This is a genomic window from Paenibacillus sp. PSB04, from assembly GCF_025809195.1.
Lineage (GTDB): Bacteria > Bacillota > Bacilli > Paenibacillales > Paenibacillaceae > Paenibacillus_AQ > Paenibacillus_AQ favisporus.
This window is the reverse complement of record NZ_CP081301.1, coordinates 1,105,441-1,125,362: the sequence shown is the minus strand read 5'-3', so window position 1 is coordinate 1,125,362 and position 19,922 is coordinate 1,105,441. Positions and strand designations below refer to the sequence as shown.

Genomic DNA, 19,922 nt, shown 5'->3' with positions numbered 1-19,922 from the left:
AGATACCCATCCAAACAGGAACCATCCCGGAGGTCGCAGACCGAGGGATGGTTCTTTTTTGCATCAAGCGAAAAAGCGAATCGTGTAGTATCCTATAAGAAGGAGGTGGCAGCGTGGCAACGGAAATCAAAGACCGTATCAACTTAAAAGAAATTAATTGCGCGAAGGAACTGACCCTTGCCGTGATCAGCGGCAAATGGAAGTTGATTATATTGTGGCATTTGGGGCTTGAGGGGACGAAGCGGTTTGGCGAGCTGAAGAAGCTGATCCCCAATGTGACCCAAAAAATGCTGACCAACCAGCTTCGGGAGCTGGAAGACGATCAGCTGATTTCGCGGAAGGTATATCCAGAGGTCCCTCCCCGGGTGGAGTATTCGCTGACCGAATACGGCCGCTCGCTGATGCCGGTGCTGAAGATGATGTACGACTGGGGCAGTCATTATGGGGACCGGGTCATTTGGAAGGACGATCATTAACAGGTCGGCATTCTCTTCATCGGAATAATTTTTTCACGTACTTAAAAAAATATGAAGTTCAATCCCCCGCAGAGTCCAAAGGCAGCTGAGTAAAAAGCCGCCGCTTTGCGGGGGTGTTTTTTTGTGACATCGCCTGTAAATGGGGTAATAATTAGAAATTGATTCCAATTCTGGCTGCTGCAGCTGCTGTAAAGGAAGGATGCCGATGAAAGACCAAACGCCGACACGACGTATTGAAGCAGGCTATCTCATCCTTGTGTTTGTCATCATGATTCAGGAGCTGCTTATTTTTATCAAGGTATATGCAGATCAAGCTTATACCACTCCGGAGCTGCTGTTCAGTCTGGGGACATTGGCTGCACTGCTGATCGGCTTCTTTATGCCGGTTGGCGTCACGGCGGTGGCCGTCTTCTTTTATCTTGTGAGTTATTTTGTGTGGCTGAACACTTATGCACATGTGGATATCTTATCTTTCTCATGGCTGCTGCTCGTTCCCGCCAACATGATTCTGGCCTCCGTGATTCATTCCGGGTTGATCCGCAACCGGAGACTGATTGAGCGGCTGGAAGATTTGAAGGACATGAGCCCGCAGCTGGACCTCGATACGTCCCTCGGGAACAAGCTGTCCCTGGAGGATGCCGTCATCAAACACTCCAATCTCGCCAAGCGTTATCCGCAGCGTTACGACTTCTGTATGGCGATGTTTAAAATCGAATTTTTGCCGCTCGTCAAAGAGTCGCTCGGTTCCAGGCGGTACGCCCGGCTGCTGCTCGAGTTATCGCACACGATCCAGAAGCAGATCCGCTACGAGGATTATAAATTTTTCATCGACCAAGGGCGCTTTGTGGTCTTGTATCCGATGACGAATCAGGAGCATTTGCAGCAGCTCACCGCCCGGATTAAGCAGGCTATGATGAATGTTGAAGTCGTCGACCGGAGCGGGAGCCCGCTGAAGCTTGTCGTCCGCACGGGGGCGCTCGTGTTCCAGCCGGAGCAGTTCAGCAAATATGAACATATCGATGCGGTCATTGCCGCATTGGAGCGCAATACGGAGACCGATCTGATCGGTGAGTATGTATAAGGAGAAAGGAGGGGCGCCCGCATGTCGTATGCCCAGTGGTTTATACCTGTATGTATCGGCGTCAGCATCCTTTTTGCCGCAGCGGTGCTGGTGCTGACGATCGCCACGCTGATGTTCCGGGCCAAGGTTAATAAAAAATACGATCGGGGGAATTTCAGTGGCTGACGTGATCCTGCTCCTGTCGATCGTATCGATCTGGATCGCCGTGCTGGAGTCGATTGTCATCATGGCCGGGGCGATCCGGTTTGTGTACAGGCAGAACCGGGGGGCTCTGGTGCGCAGCGGGCAAATGGACGATTTTCCGACCGTGACGGTGATGGTCCCCGCCCATAATGAAGAGTTGGTCATTACCGCGACGGTGGAGCACATTCTGCAGCTGTATTATCCCCCGGACAAGGTCCAGATCATCGTGATCGCCGATAACTGCACCGACCGCACCGCGGACAAGCTGAAGGCACTGAAGGCCAGAACCAGCTATAAAGACAGGGACCTGCTCATTTTGGAAAGAACCGGCACCGGCGGGAAATCCGGAGCTCTGAATGATGCGCTGAAGGAAGCCACTGGCGATTGGATTTGCGTCTATGACGCCGATGCTGCACCCGAGCACAACGCCCTCTACTTTCTGATCCAGAAAGCCATGGAGCAGCCAGAGCGCTACGGTGCGGTGTTCGGACGGAACAAAGCGCGCAACCGCGGGCAGAACCTGCTGTCGCAATTCATCAACCTGGAGCTGATCACGATTCAACGGGTGCATCATACCGGTCTGTGGGAGCTGTTCGGTCTGGGAACGATCCCCGGGACCAATTTTATCGTCAAACGCTCGCTTATGGAGGATATCGGGGGATGGGATGAGCACGCCATCACGGAAGACACGGCGGTGTCCTTCGAAATTTTGGGCCGCGGCCAGCTGATCGCGCTCGCACCGCAGGCCGAAGCCTATCAGCAGGAGCCGGAAAGGCTCGACATCTACATGAAGCAGCGCCAGCGCTGGGCCAAAGGCAATTACAAGGTGGTCGTGGACAATATCCACCAGCTGTTTAATCGGAGCAGCTGGCGGATCAAGCTGCACGTGCTTTATTATGCCGCAAGTTATTTTTGGTTCATGGTGGCGATTATCGTTTCCGACCTCATTTTTATCGTCAACCTCGTGTACCAGATCATTGCGCTCTTTCACCCGGATACGGTATCTCCGTTCCAATTCAGCAGTGACCTGTATGTGTATCTGGTCATCGCCTGGGCTCTGATGTACTACATTTATGTTCTTCAGATCAACCTGGCACTGGCCACCGATATCGGACAGAGCAACGTCAGGAACTTCATCCTGTCCTGTGTGTCTTACTTCACGTATGCCCAGCTGTTTCTGGTCATTTCGCTGCTGGCCTTCTCGTCGATGATCGTCGATAAAGTGACGGGCAGGCAGAGCAAATGGTATAAAACCAAGCGCTTTGGATAGGCGCCTCTCACCATTGCCCAGCCGCGGCATATAATGGACCGACCGGTGCCTACAGAAAGGAGATCACGCCATGAGTTATCCCTCATACGGTGGATGGTGTCCCCATTATTACCCGCGGCCCTATTACTATTCATGGATTCGTGAATACCCGCAGATCAAGACCGATACCCTCAACCAGTCCATTCAGGGATATTATTCGCTGATGGAGGAGGGCTACAAAATTCTCAACCGGCTGTCGGACCATGCCTTTGCCGTTCAGGTGATGACAGCCGCCCAGGCCGGAAACAAGCAGGAGGTGGACCGGCTGATGAAGTCGATCAGCAGCAGGTCGAAGATTTCGTCCGAGTTTTCTCCGAGCGGAATCGGGATTACCGTCGACCCGTTAGTTGAGACCGACCCTTGCTGCAAACTGGCCATGTTCCTGAAATGGGGAAAATAAAAGTGAACGGTGAGCGTACCTGATGATCAGCCACATCCGATGGCAGCCCGAAACCTTCGCGTTTCGGGCTTATTTGACGTTCGTTCTATGCGGAGTTCCCAAACAGCCGGGCTCCCTGATTTGTGCTGCCTTTGCCAAATGGAGTGCTGTACCCCCGTGTTCCTGTTGTATACTTAATTTTAACGGAAGAATGTAACGGACAACCTGTTCGGCAATAGCACGGAATGACAGGATTTTGGCGAATGACGGGGTTATGATGACTTACGAGGAGTGATCGGATATATGGCATGGGTAGAATCTCTGCAGCGGGCAATCGATTATATGGAGGACCACCTCTCCGAGGACATTACCATTGAGGAGATCGCGAAGCAGGCGCATTCGTCGCCGTTTCACTTTCAGCGGACCTTTACGCTGCTGACCGACATTACGATCGGCGATTATCTTCGGCGCAGGCGGCTGTCTCTCGCGGCCAAGGAGTTGACGGGGACGGATACCAAAATTATCGACCTTGCCTGTAAATACGGGTACGACACTCCCGAGGCGTTCTCGAAAGCTTTTCGCAAGCAGCACGGCGTTACCCCGACGGAAGCGCGGAAAGGGATCGGGAAGCTGCAATTTTATAACCGCCTGGTCATCCAGGTGAGTCTGAAAGGAGCCGAACCGGTGAAATATCATATTGTGGAGAGAGAAGCGTTCCAGGTCGTCGGAGTCAAACGGGCCTTTTCCTGTGAAAATGGCCAGAATCTCGAGGGGATTCCGAAGATGTGGCAGGAGGTTCACCAGAACGGGGTCAACGACCTGTTGTTCCGCGTGAACAGCGGGCAAATCAAGGGCGTGCTTGGCGTATGCGTCGATCAAAGCGCGGTGAGACCGGAGGAGATGGACTACTGGATTGCGACCGAGTGCGACCAGGAGGTGCCGGAAGGCTTGGAGAAGCTGGACATCCCGGCATCCAAATGGGCCGTGTTCGAAGTGCGCGGCCCGATGCCGGACGCGATGCAGAGCGCCTGGAAGCGGATTTTCTCCGAATGGTTTCCGTCCAGCGGTTACGAGTATACCGGCACCGCCGAGCTGGAGGTTTATACAGACGAGGATCCTTCCAGTCCGGACCTGTATTCGGAAATTTGGATTCCGGTGAAGTAACGATTTGTATAATCGCTCCAGCCTAAACAAGGCCGCCTATTTAGAGGCGGCCTTGTTGATGTGCTAGTGAAAAGCCATCGTTGATTTGCGGGCCTGCTGTTACGGCTGGATTTTTGCAGGAAAGCCGGAAGCGGCCGGCGTATCAGTATATGATCGATCGCTTTAAGCATGAATCCCGTTTTGGAGGTTGGAGAAGCTAATGACGCCTTTTACGATGAACGTCATCCACATTATTCAAAATATACCGGAGGGCCGCGTGATGACCTACGGGCAAATCGCCGAGCTGGCGGGGAGCCGGAGAGCGGCAAGGCAGGTCGTGCGCATTCTTCATTCCTTGGGCAAGAAGCACCGTCTTCCCTGGCACCGGGTCGTCAACGCGAAAGGCGAGATTGCCCTTGTGGAGGAGGAGCCGCGCATGCTGCAAATTTTGTATTTGAAGGGCGAAGGGATAGAGGTCGATGCCGAGGGACGGATTGACTTAGAGGCGTACCGCTATTATCCGGAGCCTGGGGCGGACTGAGGCCTTGCCACAGACTCCCTTCGTTCCGTTGAACAGCGGCGGGCGCACCATCTCGATGAAGGATGAGCATGGCCGGGACATTCAGGAGGAAGCGAGCAATGCGCCCAGCTCTTTTTGATATTGCAAGAATCGGTCTGTAGAAGGGATGACCCGTGCGGCGGACTGGATCCCGCCGATTTTGATGCTTCGGACGACGGGATACGGTGCAGACAGCAGTGCATGCAGTAGGAAGAGATCCGGAGCGCTAAGCTGCCGGTGCCGCTGGTAGTATTCGACGGCGCGCAGCATTCCGCCCGCGTTCCATGTGAAATTGCGGTGGAGAATGTGGGCTAAGTCCTTCATTCGCACATGCAGTGAGCTGTTTTCAAAGTCAATCAGATGCAGCTTTCCCCGCTTGTCTTTAATCAAGTTGGGATAATTATAATCTCCATGGATAAAAGCAGATGCCTGCTGCTCCGCTGTAATCGCCGCAAGAACGGCGGGCTCTCGCAGCCGGCTGATCGCTTCTTCGCAAGGAGGGACTAAGTGGCGTGTATTTTCGTAGCACCCAAGCAGGTCCTTATAATCCGAGACATCTTTCTCCAAATCGAAATAACGTATTCTAGAGGCGGGGGCCTCCCCTGCGGGAAAGCCTTCGGCGGCAGCGTGAAACCTGGCCAGCGAGCGAAGACCTTTCCTCAAATCCGCTGCTGACCCAAAATCCGGCTGCCTTCCGTGCACCCAATTCGTCAGCATATACACCGAGCCCTGATGGATCATGACCGGCGAAAGCGCGGTTGTAGGGTATACTTTTGGACTGCGGGTAAATCCCCGTTCGTCCAGGCAGGCAAAGACCCGGGCGATATAGAAGACTTCTTCCACTTGAACATCGTAGCCCTTCAAGCAGTAAATACCCAGACGAGTCCGAATTCGGAACACGTCCTTTACCCGCCTGATTTCACGGATTCTCATGCCGTAGGTTTCTTCAATGCCGGTCCTGAAGTCCGTCACAAACATCACCTCTTGGTTATAGATTTGCCCACCTGCTCATATATTCCATCGCCTGACGCCTGAGCACCCAGGTCTGGTCCATGGTCTTCAGCATCTCGGCGCTTCTGTTGCTTCGTGGGAACCGGACGGCATACCAGGCTTCCCTCGGCAAGCCGTATAATGCCGTGATCAATTTTCGCTCCGGTGGGCTTAAGGGCCGGATCCCTTCGTATCCCCTAAGAAAAGCCTCTATGAATGCAGTATTAAACCCGGTCGTATTCATGATCGTCTTGGCCGTATCCGCATAGGTGGAGCCGACTCTGATAAAATCCCAGTCTATAATATGAAGACGCTCGTCATTTGCGATAATGACATTCGGCGGCGTGATATCGCCGTGAATTAAGGCCGGATTCGCCTTTTCCTGGGCGCAAAGCCGCGAAATATCCGGATGGCGGATTTCGGACCATGCCTCATCAGAGAAGCGTTTCCAAGCCGCGCCATATTTCATGACGGCTCTTCGGAGCGCCGTATTTGCGGAAGCTGCTTGAACCATGTTTTTCCGCAGATAACGATCCTTGACTTTCCACAGCCGAACTTGCTCCAAGGTAGCCGATTTCGTTGTGGGCGGCAGCCCGCAGCGGAGGGTGTGAAGCTTTGCTAGGGCATGGCCCAGCTGCTCACAATCCTGCTCCGTCCCCATCGGCCGTCCATGAATCCACTCCGTCATATAATAAGGCTGCCCCTGGCGCATGACCCACAGCTTTCCCGAGTCGGCAGGAAGCCAGTCCGGCATAAAGCCATAGTCGTTGTTCATTAACAGACGAACATACTTTGCGGCTGATTTGATTTGGGCAGCCAGACCTGAGCGAAGGTGGGGATTCCGGTTATACGGCTTTAATGCAAACGTGCCCAGGTTCGTCTGGATCTGGATCACGGCGTTTTTCCGGTAAAACGATGAGACATGCGTGGAGCGAAGGGTTTGCAGACGGAAACGCCGGGAAATGCTGCGGATTTCCCTTTGACTCAGTAGATGTGACATGGGTGGGGTCTCCCTCCGTTAGAAAGTAACTTAGACAGCAGCGCATGGTGTGGTGACCGTTGATTTTTTATCGTATTCTTTCTGTCATGAAAGGTATGGACATTCGCCTTGGATTTCGTAAAAGCTTATGGATTCCTGGAACGATAGATGCTGGCACAGGGGTTGACTTTCCACTTAAGGGAAAGCTTTATACTGGAGCGGAGAGGAGGCTGGGAAATGTTCAAAATTACGGAATTTTCGAAAATTAGCCAGGTATCGGCCAAAGCGCTTCGCTATTACGACCAGATCGGACTGTTGAAGCCGTCTTATACCGATCCGGATACGGGATACCGATTCTATACGGCAGACCAGCTGAAGCGGGTTCACCGGATTCTGGTGTTTAAGGACCTGGGGTTCACCTTGGAGCAGATGATTCCGCTGCTGGACGGAGCCTTGGGCACGGAACCGATGCGGACGATGCTTCTTCATAAATCGGCCGAAATTGCCGAGATGCTGAGGGAGGAGCAGGCCCGACTGAACCGGATCGAGGCCAGGCTGGATGAGCTGGACCGGAGTGAGGATGGAGAGCCGCCCCTGGATGTCGTCGTGAGGCAGACCGGCCCTGAATGGATCGCCTCCATTCGGGAAGTCACTTCCAAATCAAGGGTTCCGGGGCTGATCCGGGAGCTGAGGCAGGCCGTCAAGGCGCTGTACAAGGGCGCTCTGGACCAGAGGGTAATCGTTCTGTGGCACAGCTGCGCCGAATGCGAAGACGCCGTGGACCTGGAGGTAGGCGTTCCGGTTGCGGGCCCCCTCCCGGACCAAGGCCGGATCCGGGTTAGGGAGCTGAAAGGCGCCAAGCTTGCTTGTATAGCCCATTCCGCAGGCCTAGCGGGTTCCTATGAGGTCACGGTCAAGCTGGCCGGTTGGCTTGAGGAACAGGGATACGGCATTTCGGAGCAGGAACCGAGCCGGGAGATTTACTGGGAACTGCCGGACCAGCCGGCCAGCCCGGTGTTGTCCGAGCTGCAGATGCCGATCGTGGACAGACCGGGCGGAGCTCCCGGGGCAGAGGGGGGACAGGCATGAGGGAAAGAAAACGGGTTCCGTCCGGTATCCTGCAGGTCCTCCTGCTGGCGGTGGGCATTTTTGTGATCAGTACGTCAGAGCTGCTCCCGATGGGTCTGCTGCCGGACATCGGACGGCAGTACGAGGTCACCGTTCAGACAGCAGGATGGCTCGTCACCGCCTATGCACTCGGGGTTGTCGCGGGAGGACCGCTGCTGACGGTCGCCACAGTCCGGGTCCCCCGCAAACGCCTGCTCCTATACATGCTGGCCCTGTTCGGGGCAGGGAGCCTGCTCAGCGCAGTCGCGCCTTCCTTCGGACTGCTGATCGCCTCCCGCGTCGTCAGCGCCGTGGCCCAGGGGGCCTTCTTCGGTGCCGCCGTCGTCATGGCAGGCCAGCTGGCGGCTCCGGGACGGGAAGGCGCGGCCATATCTCTGGCCGGGTCGGGGCTGACGATTGCAACGGTCATCGGCGGGCCGCTGGGCACGCTGCTCGGACAGCAGTTCGGCTGGCGCTTTCCATTTTGGATGCTGGTCATCATTACGCTGCTCGTCGGAGCGGGCATCCTGTGGAAGATTCCAGACATGCCGCAGGTGACACGGCCTCAGATCCGCCGGCAGCTCGGGCAGGTCGCGCGTACGGGCCCGGTACTGGCCCTTTTCACGACGGTATTCGGATTTGGCGGCGTCTTTTTGGCCTTTACGTATATCTCCCCGATCCTGCAGGAGATCACGGGGCTGCCGGAGGAGCGCATTTCAATCGTGCTGCTGCTGTTTGGGCTGGCGTCGGTGATCGGGAATGCCGCTGGAGGCAAGCTGGCCGACCGGCATCTGCATACGGCTCTCTTGGGCAGTATGGGCCTGCTGCTGGCAGTGATGATCGCCTTTTATTTCACGAGCACTTCGGTCGTTCCCGCGCTTATTACAGTGTTTGTGTGGGGAGCGGCCGCTTACGCGATGGTCACTCCGCTGAACGTCCAGGTGCTGCGGCGGTCCGGCTCGGCGCAGGATTTGGCCTCCACCCTGAACATCTCTGCCTTTAATCTCGGCAATGCGCTTGGCGCCTTTATCGGCGGGTATGTGGCTGAGAGCAGGCTGGGGCTGTCCGGACTGCCGCTGGCTTCGGCCGTGATCGTGGCCATTGGCATCGCCTTAGCCGCGGGCAGCGTCATGCTGGAGCGCTCGAAGCCAGGAAGCGCAGGGGCAGCGGGACAGGCGGAATGCGTGAATGCTGCAGGCGAGGCGTCCTGCGGAATGAATCCCGGCGCCCAGTCATAGATTACAGGAAGCCGGATCATAGAAGCCGGTGAGACCTCCCGAAGGCGGGAGGTTTTTTTTGGCATGTGCTGCTTTTTTCATTTTTTTCTGCTTTCAGTGTCACAAATGCTTCCCCTTCCTCGTGATATATGCAAAACCAAAGCGGGGAGTGGACGTTATGGAAAAGTTAACATGCGTCGTGGTCGGCGGCGGCTACGCCGGAATCAATGCGGTCAAGGCTTTGCAAAAATCGCTTAAAGGGGCTGGCCGGGAACTCAGGCTTATCCTGATCAACAAGGATCCGTATCACCTTCGCAAGGTGCTGCTGTTCAAGCCGGCGGCTCTGCAGGAGGATATTGCCATCCCCTTGAGACGCTTGTTCCCGGAAGGGGAAGGCGTAGACATCGTTCAGGGGGAGGTCACGCGTGTGGATTTTGACGCCAGGCAGCTGATCTACAGCCGCAGTGAGGGCGGGGACGCACGCCTTGGATATGACATCCTGGTGATGGCGGCGGGGAGCATGGTCCGGCGTCCACAGCCGGATCAGGGCGGTATCGCGCTGACCTCGCCGGAAGCGGCTGAACAGATCCGCCGGATGTGGAAGCAGAATCTCCGTGAAGCGGCCGGCGCCAGTGCAGAGGAACGCGCCAAGCTGCTGACGTTTACCGTGGCCGGAGGGGGCATCAGCGGCATTGAAACCTCGGCCGAACTGGCTCATGCCATTCGGGCGGATGCTGAGGGCCTGGGCCTAAATCCCGCGGACATCCGGGTGTACCTGGTCAATGCCGAGGAGCGGTTGTTTGCGCAGGGGCCGGCGAAGGTATCGCGTAAACTGGAGGGGTTGCTCGCCGGCGAAGGGGTCACCACGCTGCACGGACGAAAGGTCATCCGGGAACGCGGCGGGGTGATCGCCCTTTCGGACGGGAGCGAAATTTCCGCAGGGCTGTGCGTATGGACGCTTGGCATCGTGCCGAATCCAAGGCTTTCCAGCATGGGCTTCCCGGTTACTGCGGAAGGAAAAGTAGTTGTCGATGCGAGCTATCGGGTGGAGGGCAAACCCGGCGTCTACAGCATTGGAGATTGCGCGCAGATCGTCGATCCGGAGACGGGCCGCGCAGACAGTATGACCTGCAAGGAAGCCGGCGCTCAGGCGGCCAGGCTCGGCCAGGTCGTGGCGGCGGATGTCGAGGGCCGTCCTGCACCTGTCCATAAAGGGTATATGGATGTTTTCTGCTTCGGCCTTGGTCCGGCCAAAGGAATGGTCTGGACCCGGCAGTGGGGACTCGATATGATCATACAAGGGAGACTCGGCTGGAATATTCGGAAATTCGCCTGGGATCATGCGAGTCTGCTCAAGTGACCAACGCCATGCCAGTAGGAAAGGTGAGCAATCCATGAGGGAACTGTATGAGAATTACCGTCCGCTGCTGTTTTCGATCGCTTATCAAATGATGGGCTCCGTGTCCGATGCGGAGGATGCGGTGCAGGACGTTTTCGTGAAGCTGGCGGACCGGGACCTGGCACAGCTGAAAGAACCGAAATCCTACCTGTGCAAAATGGTTTCGAACCGCTGCCTGGATATGCTGAAATCCACCCAGAGGCAGCGGGAGCAGTACTTCGGGCCATGGCTGCCCGAGCCGATCGAGACGTCGGCGGAGGATACCGCCGAAACCGTGGTTCGCGGGGAGCTGCTGTCCTACGCGATGCTGGTGCTGCTGGAGCGGCTGTCCCCGCTGGAGCGCGCCGTCTTTATCCTTCGGGAGGCGCTGGGCTTTGATTATCCGGACATTGCGGAACTCGTCGAGAAAACGGAGGTATACTGCCGCAAGCTGTTCAGCCGGGCCCGTGCCAAAATGGGGTTCGATCCCGAGATGCCGATTCAGCCGGAAGCTGCGGACGAAGAGTGGGTCCACCGGTTTCTGTCGGCTCTGGAGCAGGGCAGCATGGATTCCGTGCTGTCTCTGCTCTCGAAGGACGTCGTCATCACCTCCGACGGGGGCGGCAAGGCGTCCGCGGCGGTTCATCCGATCGTGTCGCCGATCTTCGTCGCCCGCTTTGCGCTGGGCGTGTACCGCAAATTTTCGGCCGCTGACGGAGACATCCAGATTGAGCATGTCTCACTGAACGGCCAGCCTGGGATTGTGTTCCGGTCTCAGGAGGGGGTCGAAGGCGTCATGCTTCTCCATGTGGAAAGTGACCGGATTCGTGATCTGTTTGTCGTCAGAAACCCCGATAAGCTTCAGCATCTGTAGAACGGTGGGTTAATGCAGCAGTTTAAGGCCCCGGGAGTCATCCCGCGGGCCTTTTGCTTTTCGCCCTCTAGAAAATACCTTGGTAACCGCCCCCACCATATGGGTAATGACCTCTATAAGGCTGAATCCTGACATCTGGGGTGGACATTATGGGAAAAAGAGAGAGGATAACCTATCTGGAGCTGCTGAGAGGCATACTGATCATCGCGGTGGTTGCCATTCATACAACTTCGTTTTCGGTCACGAAGCTGCCGACCGGTTCATCGTTATACCCGCTGTACTATATCGTAAACGTCGGCTGTAATTTCGCCGTTCCGGGATTTCTGTTCCTGAGCGCGCTCCTGCTGTTCTATCATTACGACGGGAGGCAGCTGAGCTGGCTTTCTTTTTATAAAAAGCGGATCAAGAAAGTCGTGGTTCCGTATCTGTTCTGGTCCCTTTTTTATGCGGCCTATTATACGTACGATCACGGGCTCCCGCTGGAGCAGGGCTGGCATCGATTCTGGAGCAACCTGCCGCTGGGGAACAATTACGAGCATTTGTACTTCATGATCATTATCGCGCAGTTCTACCTGTTGTTTCCGCTGTTTATGCTGCTGCAGAAAATTCCGGTGCTGAAGCGCCATCCGCTCGTCTTCGGGATCGCCGTCCAGCTGGCTATCTATTTGCTGAACTATTATGTATGGCATATGGACGAAATCGGCACATTTATCGGATCGTATATGCTGTATTTATACCTGGGGGCTTATGCTGCCAAAAAGATGAGGGAGAAGGGCGTCCGACAAGCGTTTGGCTCAGGCGCGGGCTGGATGTCGGCAGCGTTTATAGCGGCTGCATCCGTGTATATTGGGCAGAAATGGCTGCAGACCGCCGCTCCGCACTGGGTTCCGCAGCCGTATCTATCGTACATGAACAAGCTGTCCGAAGGTTTGTATTTCTCACTGGCCTGCTTATTCCTGCTGCAGCTGGCGCGGAAATTCCGTCCAGGAAGCCCGCTGTACAAGACATTGTTTTCGCTCGGGACGTATTCCTACGGCATTTACCTGCTGCATCCATTCTTCCTGCTCCTGTGGCGGGAATATGTGCAGCAGACCGGACCGTTCTCTTATCATTTGCTTGTATGGGCCGGCGGAGCGCTGTCTATCTTGCTGTCCTGGGCGATCGTCAAGGCGGTCTCCCGAACGCCCCTGGCACCTTACATTGTTGGCGAATCCGCGAAATAGTCATAATTTCCCCTATTCATTTCCCAAGCGATCCTCTATTATATTACACAGGCATTGAAGGAGGACACGATGAAATGAGAAAGTGGTTTTTCATGCTCGCAGTCATCGTCATCCTGGTGCTGGTGGGCTTTAGAAGCGTACAGCATCAGATCGGCGGCTCGGGCACAAAGCATGTGAAGACAGAAACGGAACAGGAAGCCGCCAAGCAGGGCGGAGCTTCGGCGAAGCCGGAAGATGAATCCCCTTCCAAGGAAGAAAGTCCGTATTTGGACGTCAGCTCGAATCAGGTGCATCTGGGCAACCTGCTGCTGGTCAACAAGGATCATCCCGTTTCAGGGGATGCGGTAAAGAAAGATGTTGTCAATCTGTTTGATCATAAAGACCTGATGGAAGGATACAGCTTGCTGGACGCGCATATTATGCTGTCCGAGGATTTGGCACGCCATTTTATGACGATGGTGGACGCGGCCAGGAAGGACGGCGTGGATCATTTTCTCATCAGCAGCGGCTACCGCGATTTTGACAAGCAGGAGGAGCTGTATAAGGAAAAAGGCTCCGAGTACGCCCTTCCGGCCGGTGCCAGCGAGCATAATTTGGGGCTCTCCATGGATATCGGTTCCAGTCTGAAGGAGATGGATAAGGCGCCGGAAGGCAAATGGCTGAAGGAGAACGCTTGGAAGTACGGCTTTATTTTGCGTTATCCCGAAGACAAAATCAGCATTACCGGCATCCAATATGAACCGTGGCACTTCCGGTATGTCGGCCTGCCGCACAGCGCCGTGATGTATGAGAAGAATATGGCGCTGGAAGAATATCTGGACTATCTAAAGCAGCAGGGGAAGATCACGGAGACGGTGGAAGGCAAGACCTATGAGATCGCTTATTACCCGTCGGCCGATATGGGAAAAATTGATAAGCCGGCTTCTGCAAACTATGAAATTTCCGGGGATAATATCGATGGGGTCATTGTTACGACCGAGAAAGAGCAGGCAGCAGAATAAGGGATGTAACAATTTGGCTGCTTGACTCCGCCGAAGGCAAAGGAGTAGGATAGTTGCATGACTATCAAACTAACGTCAAAAGACGATGAGAAGCGGGCCAAAATTTTCAAGGCGCTGTCGGAAGTGAAACGGATCGAAATGATCCGGTATCTGGTTCGGCATCCGGAACACAAAACATGCGGTGAGGTCGGCGAATCGCTTGGGATGGACAAATCCAACGTGTCTTATCATCTCAAGATTTTGTATGAGGCCGATTTGATCCACATTTACCGGAGGGGCCAGAATAAATACGGGCAGCTTAGAGAGGATACGTTTAACGCATTTTTACCGGGTTTCCTGGACAGTCTATGATTGGGCGGGAAACCTCTCTTTATTCTTTATAATTTGAAAGTTTTAAAACTATCCTATTAATGCTGGATGGTTTTGAGTCCGTGTAGTCATCGCCTTTTGACCCCAATTCTAAATGATGGAGATGTGAATATTGTATGGTACAACCATTGATGAACCGTTCGATTCTGTTACAATCGCGCCCGGTAGGTATGCCGGGACCCGAAAACTTTGAGTTCCGCGAAGGGAACGTCCAGGAGCCGCAGGAAGGACAAGCCGTCATCCGCACACTGTATCTGTCGGTGGACCCGTATATGCGGGGGAGAATGAGCGACGCGAAGTCGTATGTGGAGCCGTTCAAGCTGAATGAGGTCATCTCCGGCGGGATCGTCGGCGAAGTGGTGGAATCGAAGTCCGGTGACCTGCAGCCAGGGGACAAGGTCATCGGCATGCTGGGCTGGAGGCTGTATAACACGGTCGATGCCGGCAGCGTCCGCAAGCTCGATCCGTCGATCGCGCCGTTGTCCGCTTACTTGAGCGTGCTGGGCCTGACCGGATTGACAGCCTATTTCGGTCTGCTGGATATCGGCAAGCCGAAGGCAGGGGAAACCGTCGTCGTCTCGGGAGCCGCCGGTTCCGTCGGCATGTTCGTGGGCCAGATCGCCAAGATCCAGGGCACCCGCGTCGTCGGCATCGCAGGTACGGATGAGAAATGCGAGTACCTGACCCGCGAGCTCGGCTTTGATGCAGCGGTGAACTACAAAGCCGACGATTTCCAAGAAAAGCTGGCAGCGGCATGTCCGAACGGGGTCGATGTGTATTTTGACAATGTCGGCGGCAGCGTATCGGATGCAGTCATGAACCTGCTGAACGACTATGCGCGGATTCCGCTGTGCGGCGCGATTTCGTCCTACAACAGCACGGAGGATGTGGGTCCGAGAATTCTGTCCAAGCTGATCAAGACCCGCTCGATGATCAAAGGTTTTGTGCTGAGCGATTATGCTTCCCGCCAAGCCGAGGGCATGCAGCAGCTGGGACAGTGGCTGGCCGAAGGCAAGCTGAAATACGAAGAAACGATCATCGAGGGCTTTGACCATGTGGTCGACGCGTTCCTGCAGCTGTTCCAGGGTACGAATCTCGGTAAAATGTTAGTCAAAGTCAGTGATCCGCAAGCCTAAAAATGGGCGCGACGAAAAAACATCTTGATCTGGTATGCATTTCATACGTTATGATCAAGTCAGGGAACGGCCGGAGGCCGCCGGCGTTACTGCGGTTATCGCGGGCGTGACGGGGACTCTCTCGGCGCTGTTCCTTGTCTGTTATGTAAAAAAGGATTAGAGCGGTTATCGCTCTAATCCTTTTTTTGGTCTTCAACGTATGCCGCGGCTTACGCGCGGATATAGAACAAAAACTCCTGCCCGTTCCGGACGGGATCCTGTTCCAACGTATACCCATGCTTCACGACTTCCTCCGGTACGTTGCGGAAGGAAGAAGGGCAGTCGGTAATGACCTGCAGCAGCTGGCCTTTCTTCAAGTCACGCAGCGTTTCGAGCGTGTAAATGACCGGATACGGGCAGGATTCTCCGCGGAGATCGAGCGTAAAATCAATGGACATGTTTTGTTTCCCCTTTCTTAAAGCCGATGCCAAACCGGTAGTTTTTTTGCCAGTACACAGCGATACCAAAGCCGACCGCCAGCAGAGCCAGCGTCAGAATGATCGCACCGGCCGGTCCCATTGCCGTAATAAGGTTGATCGGTTTGCCTGGCTTCACGATGGCATTGAAAATGCCGAGGTGGTCCCAGGCGTATGCCAAAGCGGTGGCTCCCGCAATGTTGCCGATGAATACAGGCAGGAATACCACCTGGCCTTCCATCAGACGGTACATCATGCCGGTTTCGCAGCCGCCGGCCATGACGATGCCGATGCCGAACAGGATGCCGCCGATCAGCGTGCTCGGCGCGGCGATCTTCGTAATCGGATCCATTCCGTTTACGAGAATAATGATCAGCGTGGCGACGGAGCTGACGGCCATTCCGACGAAGATCGCCTTCGTCATGGCTGCCCGTCCGCTGATCCAGAGATCGCGGAATGCGGACGTAAAGCAAATCTGTCCCCGCTCAATCAGAATGCCGAAGGCGGCCCCGAACAAAGCGGCCGTGCCCAGCATCGTTTTGCCTGCCGCATAGAAATAGACGATCAGAGCCGCATACGCGAGCGCCAGAACGGCACCGACGTAGTGCTGGATCTTCTTGCGGGCCGCGGAAGGCGCGGCGGCATTACCCTTCAGAAGGGTGGGCTTGCCCTTCCACCAGGAGGTATTCACCAGCTTGGTCCCGAGGTATGTACCGATTGCGGTAGCGGCAATAAAAATCCAGGAGTGAAGGGAAAACTGCGGCACGCCCGTGAAAAAGGCCGCCAGATTGCAGCCGAGGGCAAGCCGTGCCCCGAAGCCGGCGACAAAACCTCCGGCCAGCCCCTGAAGCAGCCGGCGTTTCTGCCGCGGCACCCTGATTTTGAAGCTGTTGCTGAGCAGAATCATGATCAGCGCGCCGATGAACATGCCCCAGACGATCCATCCGTCGGTCCGGGTGAACGTAGTTCCGTTCATATGGATCAGCTGAAAGTAAGCCCAGTCCGAAATATCCACGCCGCTCCATTCCAGAAGATGTCCGCCCAGACGCGTAAACTCCCCGGTGACGGCCCAGACCGTGCCGGTGATACCAAAATATACGGCGCTTAAAATACCGGCCAGCGCCATGGCCAAATAAGGGCTCCAGTAGCGGTTAAACACTTTGTCGTACACCTGCTTCATTCTCGTCCAACATTTCCTTTCCGAACAGTCCCGATGTAGGGAGCTGTTGAATTCATCATTTGGCTCTCCCAATGGTTTCCTTGCATTCCATAGGGATGCCATTCTATTCTACAACAACGGGCCGAAATGAGAAGAGGGTTTTTCGCGCCGGGCGTTGCCCATGGAGATCGGAGGAAGTTGTGGTACAATGGCTCTAGTCAAAAAGATTGGAGATGATTTCGCCCATGAACAAGCCGCTCAAACAACAAGAGCTGATTTCATATATTGCCGAGGAAACCCAAGCCGACAGGGACAGCATTACGCTCGTCCTGAAGCATGAGGAAGCCTATATTAACAACGCCAAGGCCGATGTGAAAGGCGAGGTGGAGATCGACATGGACGATTTGGTCGATTACGTGCTGAGCCGCCGCGATATCAAGCTGGACGAGATGACCGTGGAAGCTATTCTGGAGGCGGAAATGGATTTCTTGATGGACCAGGGATTGGCCAGTTACGAGGACTAGGCAGCCGGACCAAGCAGACAGACGGAAAAAACCGCACCGAGCGTTTAAACTGCATCCTCAGTGGTAGATTGTCTCTACACTGGAGGTACAGTTTCGTTCGGGCGGTTTTTTTGATTCGTTCTCACAAATTCGATAAAAGCACTGCGGAACCAGCCGCATTAGTGCAGCATTTTGCCGTAATCCCGGATTTTGACGTCGACGTGCACGCTGATATCCGCCTTGGAAAATACCTCTTCCCACTTCAGCTGCTTCCATACGCTGTGGGGAATCGAGTTACGGACATACTGTCCGATACCCATCGGGTCGGATTTTACCTCCTGCATGTGGTCGATCAGCTTCTGGCACTTCCGGTTAATGGTTTTTTCCAGCTCCGCTTCCAGCTTTCGCTGATCGGTCCGCTTCTTCATGTCGAGCGCTCCAATATACTCCAGCAGCGAGCCCGACAGCCTGATATGGAGGGCGACCTGAATCGGCCTGCCCTCGCGGATGTCGCGGGTCGAGAGCACCTTGATCCTCCGCTTGCTGGACAGGTACTCCAGCGTCGCCTGCTCATCCGCGTTCCGATCCGTTTGAATGCCGACGTTTAAATCGCCGGCACGGACCCCGTGATGGAGCAGGGCGAAGAACATCCGGTCATCCGCGTTGATTTTCCCGACATATTGATCGTTTTTGAACAGGGCGATGCCGTCAACAGAAAGAGACTCCTTCTCTTCCTTTAAGATCGTGGCGACCGGGTCAATGCCGTCGTCATAGTAATCTCTTGTGAATGTATATAAGGTGGTATCCGGAATTTCACCGGACTTAGCTTCGGTACGGATCAGCGTATCGAGATATTCTCCGGCGGTCGGGCCTTGGGGATAGTCGTTCCGGATCAGGATGTGATGCGGGTCGGATTCCGCCACGATAATATGCAGGCGCGAGCCGATGGACGGGTCCCGGGTCAGTGTGTCCATATTGCTCCAAACGCCTCTTCTTGCCAGCCTCTCGCCGAAAACGACCTGCCGCAGCTGCCCGTTGACCAAGCGGCGGTTGTTCTGCCGGTCAAAGATCATTTTGGCCTTCTTTCCTGATTCCGCCATGGTAGAATAGACAATCGCATCCTCGTGGTTGGACTTCGGGATGCTGACGGTTACCCTTAATTTGGTGTTTTCTCCTTCCCCGGATAAGTCATAAGCAATCGTCCGGACGAAACCCGCCCTTTCGATAATATGCTGGTCGGTGCATCCCGTGAGCAGCATAACGGCAGTCAGCGTCATCAGCAGGCGCTTGTTAATGCTCATGGCTGTTCATCCTTTCCCGAAGCTTTTGAAACAGGAGAACCAGGATCAGCAGCATAGGCAGGATAAAGGCAACGCCGATCTCCGTGAATAGCACACGCCGGAGCTGATATTCCGATTGGGACAAGTACTTGGAATAAAACCCGACGATAAATACCCCGAGCACGATCAAAAACTCGAGGCGTTTGGGGCGGGTCTTGGGAAAGATCCGCTTGATCATGGACAGGGACGCGAACGAAAACATCGTGGTCGAAATCAGATTGCCGAATACGAAAATGACAAACACCAGGTTTTCCACCCGGTTAATAAACGGCATCTCAATAAAATCCAGCATATCGATGATCGGGTACAGCAGGGACTGAAGCTGCTGGAAGCTGAAGAAGCCAAACGCCGTCAGCAGGACGATCACCTGAGCCAGTGCAGTCAGCAGATGACCGTACAGAACCCCCTTGAACAATTTGCTCTTTTTGTTGACATAAGGGAATAGAAAGATGCACAGCTCATAGCCAATAAAGGACGTATACACCTCGGCCCAATTGTGAAGAACCTGCCCCCCGGCAGGATCCTCAAAAAAATAAGACGTGAGGCGGACCAGCTTCCACTCGCGCGCCTGGTAGGATGTCAGCAATAAGGTCCACCAAGTCATAAATGCAAACACCGTGGCTGCTTTGCTGATGCTGTAAACAGGCTTGATGAGCAGGAAATACACCATAATACAGAACAGCAAAAAGATAAACGTTACATTGGATGTCTGGAACGAAATCATCTGGAAGATCAGAAAGAAGTTTTTTCCGACAAAGGAAGCGATCATGATATAAAAGACGGCCAATCCTGCATATACCGGGTAGAGAATCCATTTGGACAGGGATTTCTCCAGAATGTCGAACATGGACCGTCCCTTCCCCATGCGATAGACGACCCAATACAGCAAAATATTGCCGGTGGATACCAAGGCAAGAACGATGTATCCCACCCAGCCGTTGGTTCCCATGTTCTCCGCTACCAGCCGCGGCAGGGCGAACAGGACGATGTTGTTCTCGATCATATAGATCAAGGTCGCAATATGAAAAGCGCTTAATTTTTCGTTCACAGTCCATCACCGC

General features: G+C 54.7%; 22 protein-coding genes. 16 read left to right on the top strand and 6 right to left on the bottom strand.

Annotated features, from left to right (window positions below; genetic code table 11):
• The first annotated feature begins 113 nt into the window (after positions 1-113).
• The 7 genes from K2F33_RS05550 to K2F33_RS05520 all read left to right on the top strand — a co-directional run bounded on the left by K2F33_RS05550 (position 114) and on the right by K2F33_RS05520 (position 5,112).
• A complete protein-coding gene (locus K2F33_RS05550) occupies positions 114-476 on the top strand; it encodes a winged helix-turn-helix transcriptional regulator (protein ID WP_076172132.1) in 363 nt (120 codons plus the stop codon).
• A 205-nt stretch (positions 477-681) separates the two neighbouring features.
• Positions 682-1,557: a diguanylate cyclase domain-containing protein gene (locus K2F33_RS05545; RefSeq protein WP_263881207.1), complete on the top strand. Its 876-nt coding sequence runs from the start codon at positions 682-684 to the stop codon at positions 1,555-1,557.
• A gap of 21 nt (positions 1,558-1,578) precedes the next feature.
• Positions 1,579-1,722: a hypothetical protein gene (locus K2F33_RS05540; RefSeq protein WP_163882044.1), complete on the top strand. Its 144-nt coding sequence runs from the start codon at positions 1,579-1,581 to the stop codon at positions 1,720-1,722.
• Positions 1,715-3,010 (top strand): glycosyltransferase family 2 protein, encoded by a 1,296-nt coding sequence (locus K2F33_RS05535; RefSeq protein WP_263881206.1) that lies wholly within the window; start codon positions 1,715-1,717, stop codon positions 3,008-3,010. The genes K2F33_RS05540 and K2F33_RS05535 overlap by 8 nt, the downstream gene beginning before the upstream one ends.
• 70 nt (positions 3,011-3,080) lie before the next feature.
• On the top strand, positions 3,081-3,449 hold the full coding sequence (locus tag K2F33_RS05530; RefSeq protein WP_084203961.1) for a YuzC family spore coat inner layer protein: 369 nt from the start codon (positions 3,081-3,083) through the stop codon (positions 3,447-3,449).
• A 282-nt stretch (positions 3,450-3,731) separates the two neighbouring features.
• On the top strand, positions 3,732-4,592 hold the full coding sequence (locus K2F33_RS05525; RefSeq protein WP_076172125.1) for an AraC family transcriptional regulator: 861 nt from the start codon (positions 3,732-3,734) through the stop codon (positions 4,590-4,592).
• A gap of 199 nt (positions 4,593-4,791) precedes the next feature.
• On the top strand, positions 4,792-5,112 hold the full coding sequence (locus K2F33_RS05520) for an MGMT family protein (protein WP_089549593.1): 321 nt from the start codon (positions 4,792-4,794) through the stop codon (positions 5,110-5,112).
• Positions 5,113-5,193: 81 nt separating this feature from the next.
• Here the strand turns inward: K2F33_RS05520 and K2F33_RS05515 are convergent, their stop codons facing one another.
• A complete protein-coding gene (locus K2F33_RS05515) occupies positions 5,194-6,102 on the bottom strand; it encodes a phosphotransferase (RefSeq protein ID WP_263881205.1) in 909 nt (302 codons plus the stop codon).
• A gap of 16 nt (positions 6,103-6,118) precedes the next feature.
• Complete coding sequence (locus K2F33_RS05510) at positions 6,119-7,120, bottom strand: phosphotransferase (protein ID WP_263881204.1); 1,002 nt, start codon at positions 7,118-7,120, stop codon at positions 6,119-6,121.
• 216 nt (positions 7,121-7,336) lie between these two features.
• Here K2F33_RS05510 and K2F33_RS05505 point away from each other — a divergent pair, with 216 nt between their 5' ends.
• The 8 genes from K2F33_RS05505 (at position 7,337) to K2F33_RS05470 (ending at position 15,404) form a co-directional block, all read left to right on the top strand.
• Complete coding sequence (locus tag K2F33_RS05505) at positions 7,337-8,188, top strand: MerR family transcriptional regulator (protein WP_263881203.1); 852 nt, start codon at positions 7,337-7,339, stop codon at positions 8,186-8,188.
• On the top strand, positions 8,185-9,444 hold the full coding sequence (locus tag K2F33_RS05500) for an MFS transporter (protein ID WP_263881202.1): 1,260 nt from the start codon (positions 8,185-8,187) through the stop codon (positions 9,442-9,444). The genes K2F33_RS05505 and K2F33_RS05500 overlap by 4 nt, the downstream gene beginning before the upstream one ends.
• Before the next feature lie 157 nt (positions 9,445-9,601).
• Positions 9,602-10,783: an NAD(P)/FAD-dependent oxidoreductase gene (locus K2F33_RS05495; protein WP_263881201.1), complete on the top strand. Its 1,182-nt coding sequence runs from the start codon at positions 9,602-9,604 to the stop codon at positions 10,781-10,783.
• A 34-nt stretch (positions 10,784-10,817) separates the two neighbouring features.
• Positions 10,818-11,675, top strand: coding sequence for an RNA polymerase sigma factor SigJ (gene sigJ, locus K2F33_RS05490; RefSeq protein ID WP_263881200.1), 858 nt, complete (start codon positions 10,818-10,820; stop codon positions 11,673-11,675).
• A 149-nt stretch (positions 11,676-11,824) separates the two neighbouring features.
• Positions 11,825-12,898: an acyltransferase gene (locus tag K2F33_RS05485; RefSeq protein ID WP_263881199.1), complete on the top strand. Its 1,074-nt coding sequence runs from the start codon at positions 11,825-11,827 to the stop codon at positions 12,896-12,898.
• Positions 12,899-12,972: 74 nt separating this feature from the next.
• Positions 12,973-13,899 carry a M15 family metallopeptidase gene (locus tag K2F33_RS05480; protein ID WP_212985645.1) on the top strand — a complete coding sequence of 309 codons (927 nt, stop codon included), beginning with the start codon at positions 12,973-12,975 and terminating at the stop codon, positions 13,897-13,899.
• A gap of 57 nt (positions 13,900-13,956) precedes the next feature.
• The gene (locus K2F33_RS05475) at positions 13,957-14,250 is read left to right on the top strand and encodes an ArsR/SmtB family transcription factor (protein WP_076172099.1); all 294 of its coding nucleotides are present in this window, start codon (positions 13,957-13,959) and stop codon (positions 14,248-14,250) included.
• Between the two features lie 134 nt (positions 14,251-14,384).
• The gene (locus K2F33_RS05470; RefSeq protein ID WP_263881198.1) at positions 14,385-15,404 is read left to right on the top strand and encodes an NADP-dependent oxidoreductase; all 1,020 of its coding nucleotides are present in this window, start codon (positions 14,385-14,387) and stop codon (positions 15,402-15,404) included.
• A gap of 209 nt (positions 15,405-15,613) precedes the next feature.
• On the opposite strand, the gene yedF is transcribed toward K2F33_RS05470, so the two are convergent.
• Both yedF and yedE read right to left on the bottom strand, forming a co-directional pair.
• Positions 15,614-15,841 (bottom strand): sulfurtransferase-like selenium metabolism protein YedF, encoded by a 228-nt coding sequence (gene yedF, locus K2F33_RS05465; protein WP_076172096.1) that lies wholly within the window; start codon positions 15,839-15,841, stop codon positions 15,614-15,616.
• The gene (yedE, locus tag K2F33_RS05460) at positions 15,831-17,039 is read right to left on the bottom strand and encodes a selenium metabolism membrane protein YedE/FdhT (protein WP_263881197.1); all 1,209 of its coding nucleotides are present in this window, start codon (positions 17,037-17,039) and stop codon (positions 15,831-15,833) included. Before yedE ends, yedF begins: the two co-directional genes overlap by 11 nt.
• Positions 17,040-17,263: 224 nt before the next feature.
• On the opposite strand from yedE, the gene K2F33_RS05455 reads away from it, so the two are divergent.
• The gene (locus tag K2F33_RS05455; protein WP_089549603.1) at positions 17,264-17,542 is read left to right on the top strand and encodes a hypothetical protein; all 279 of its coding nucleotides are present in this window, start codon (positions 17,264-17,266) and stop codon (positions 17,540-17,542) included.
• A 158-nt stretch (positions 17,543-17,700) separates the two neighbouring features.
• Here K2F33_RS05455 and K2F33_RS05450 read toward each other — a convergent pair whose 3' ends face one another.
• Together K2F33_RS05450 and K2F33_RS05445 are read right to left on the bottom strand one after the other, a co-directional pair.
• The gene (locus K2F33_RS05450; RefSeq protein WP_089549604.1) at positions 17,701-18,822 is read right to left on the bottom strand and encodes a Ger(x)C family spore germination protein; all 1,122 of its coding nucleotides are present in this window, start codon (positions 18,820-18,822) and stop codon (positions 17,701-17,703) included.
• Positions 18,812-19,909 carry a spore germination protein gene (locus K2F33_RS05445; protein ID WP_263881196.1) on the bottom strand — a complete coding sequence of 366 codons (1,098 nt, stop codon included), beginning with the start codon at positions 19,907-19,909 and terminating at the stop codon, positions 18,812-18,814. Before K2F33_RS05445 ends, K2F33_RS05450 begins: the two co-directional genes overlap by 11 nt.
• Between the last annotated feature and the right edge of the window lie 13 nt (positions 19,910-19,922).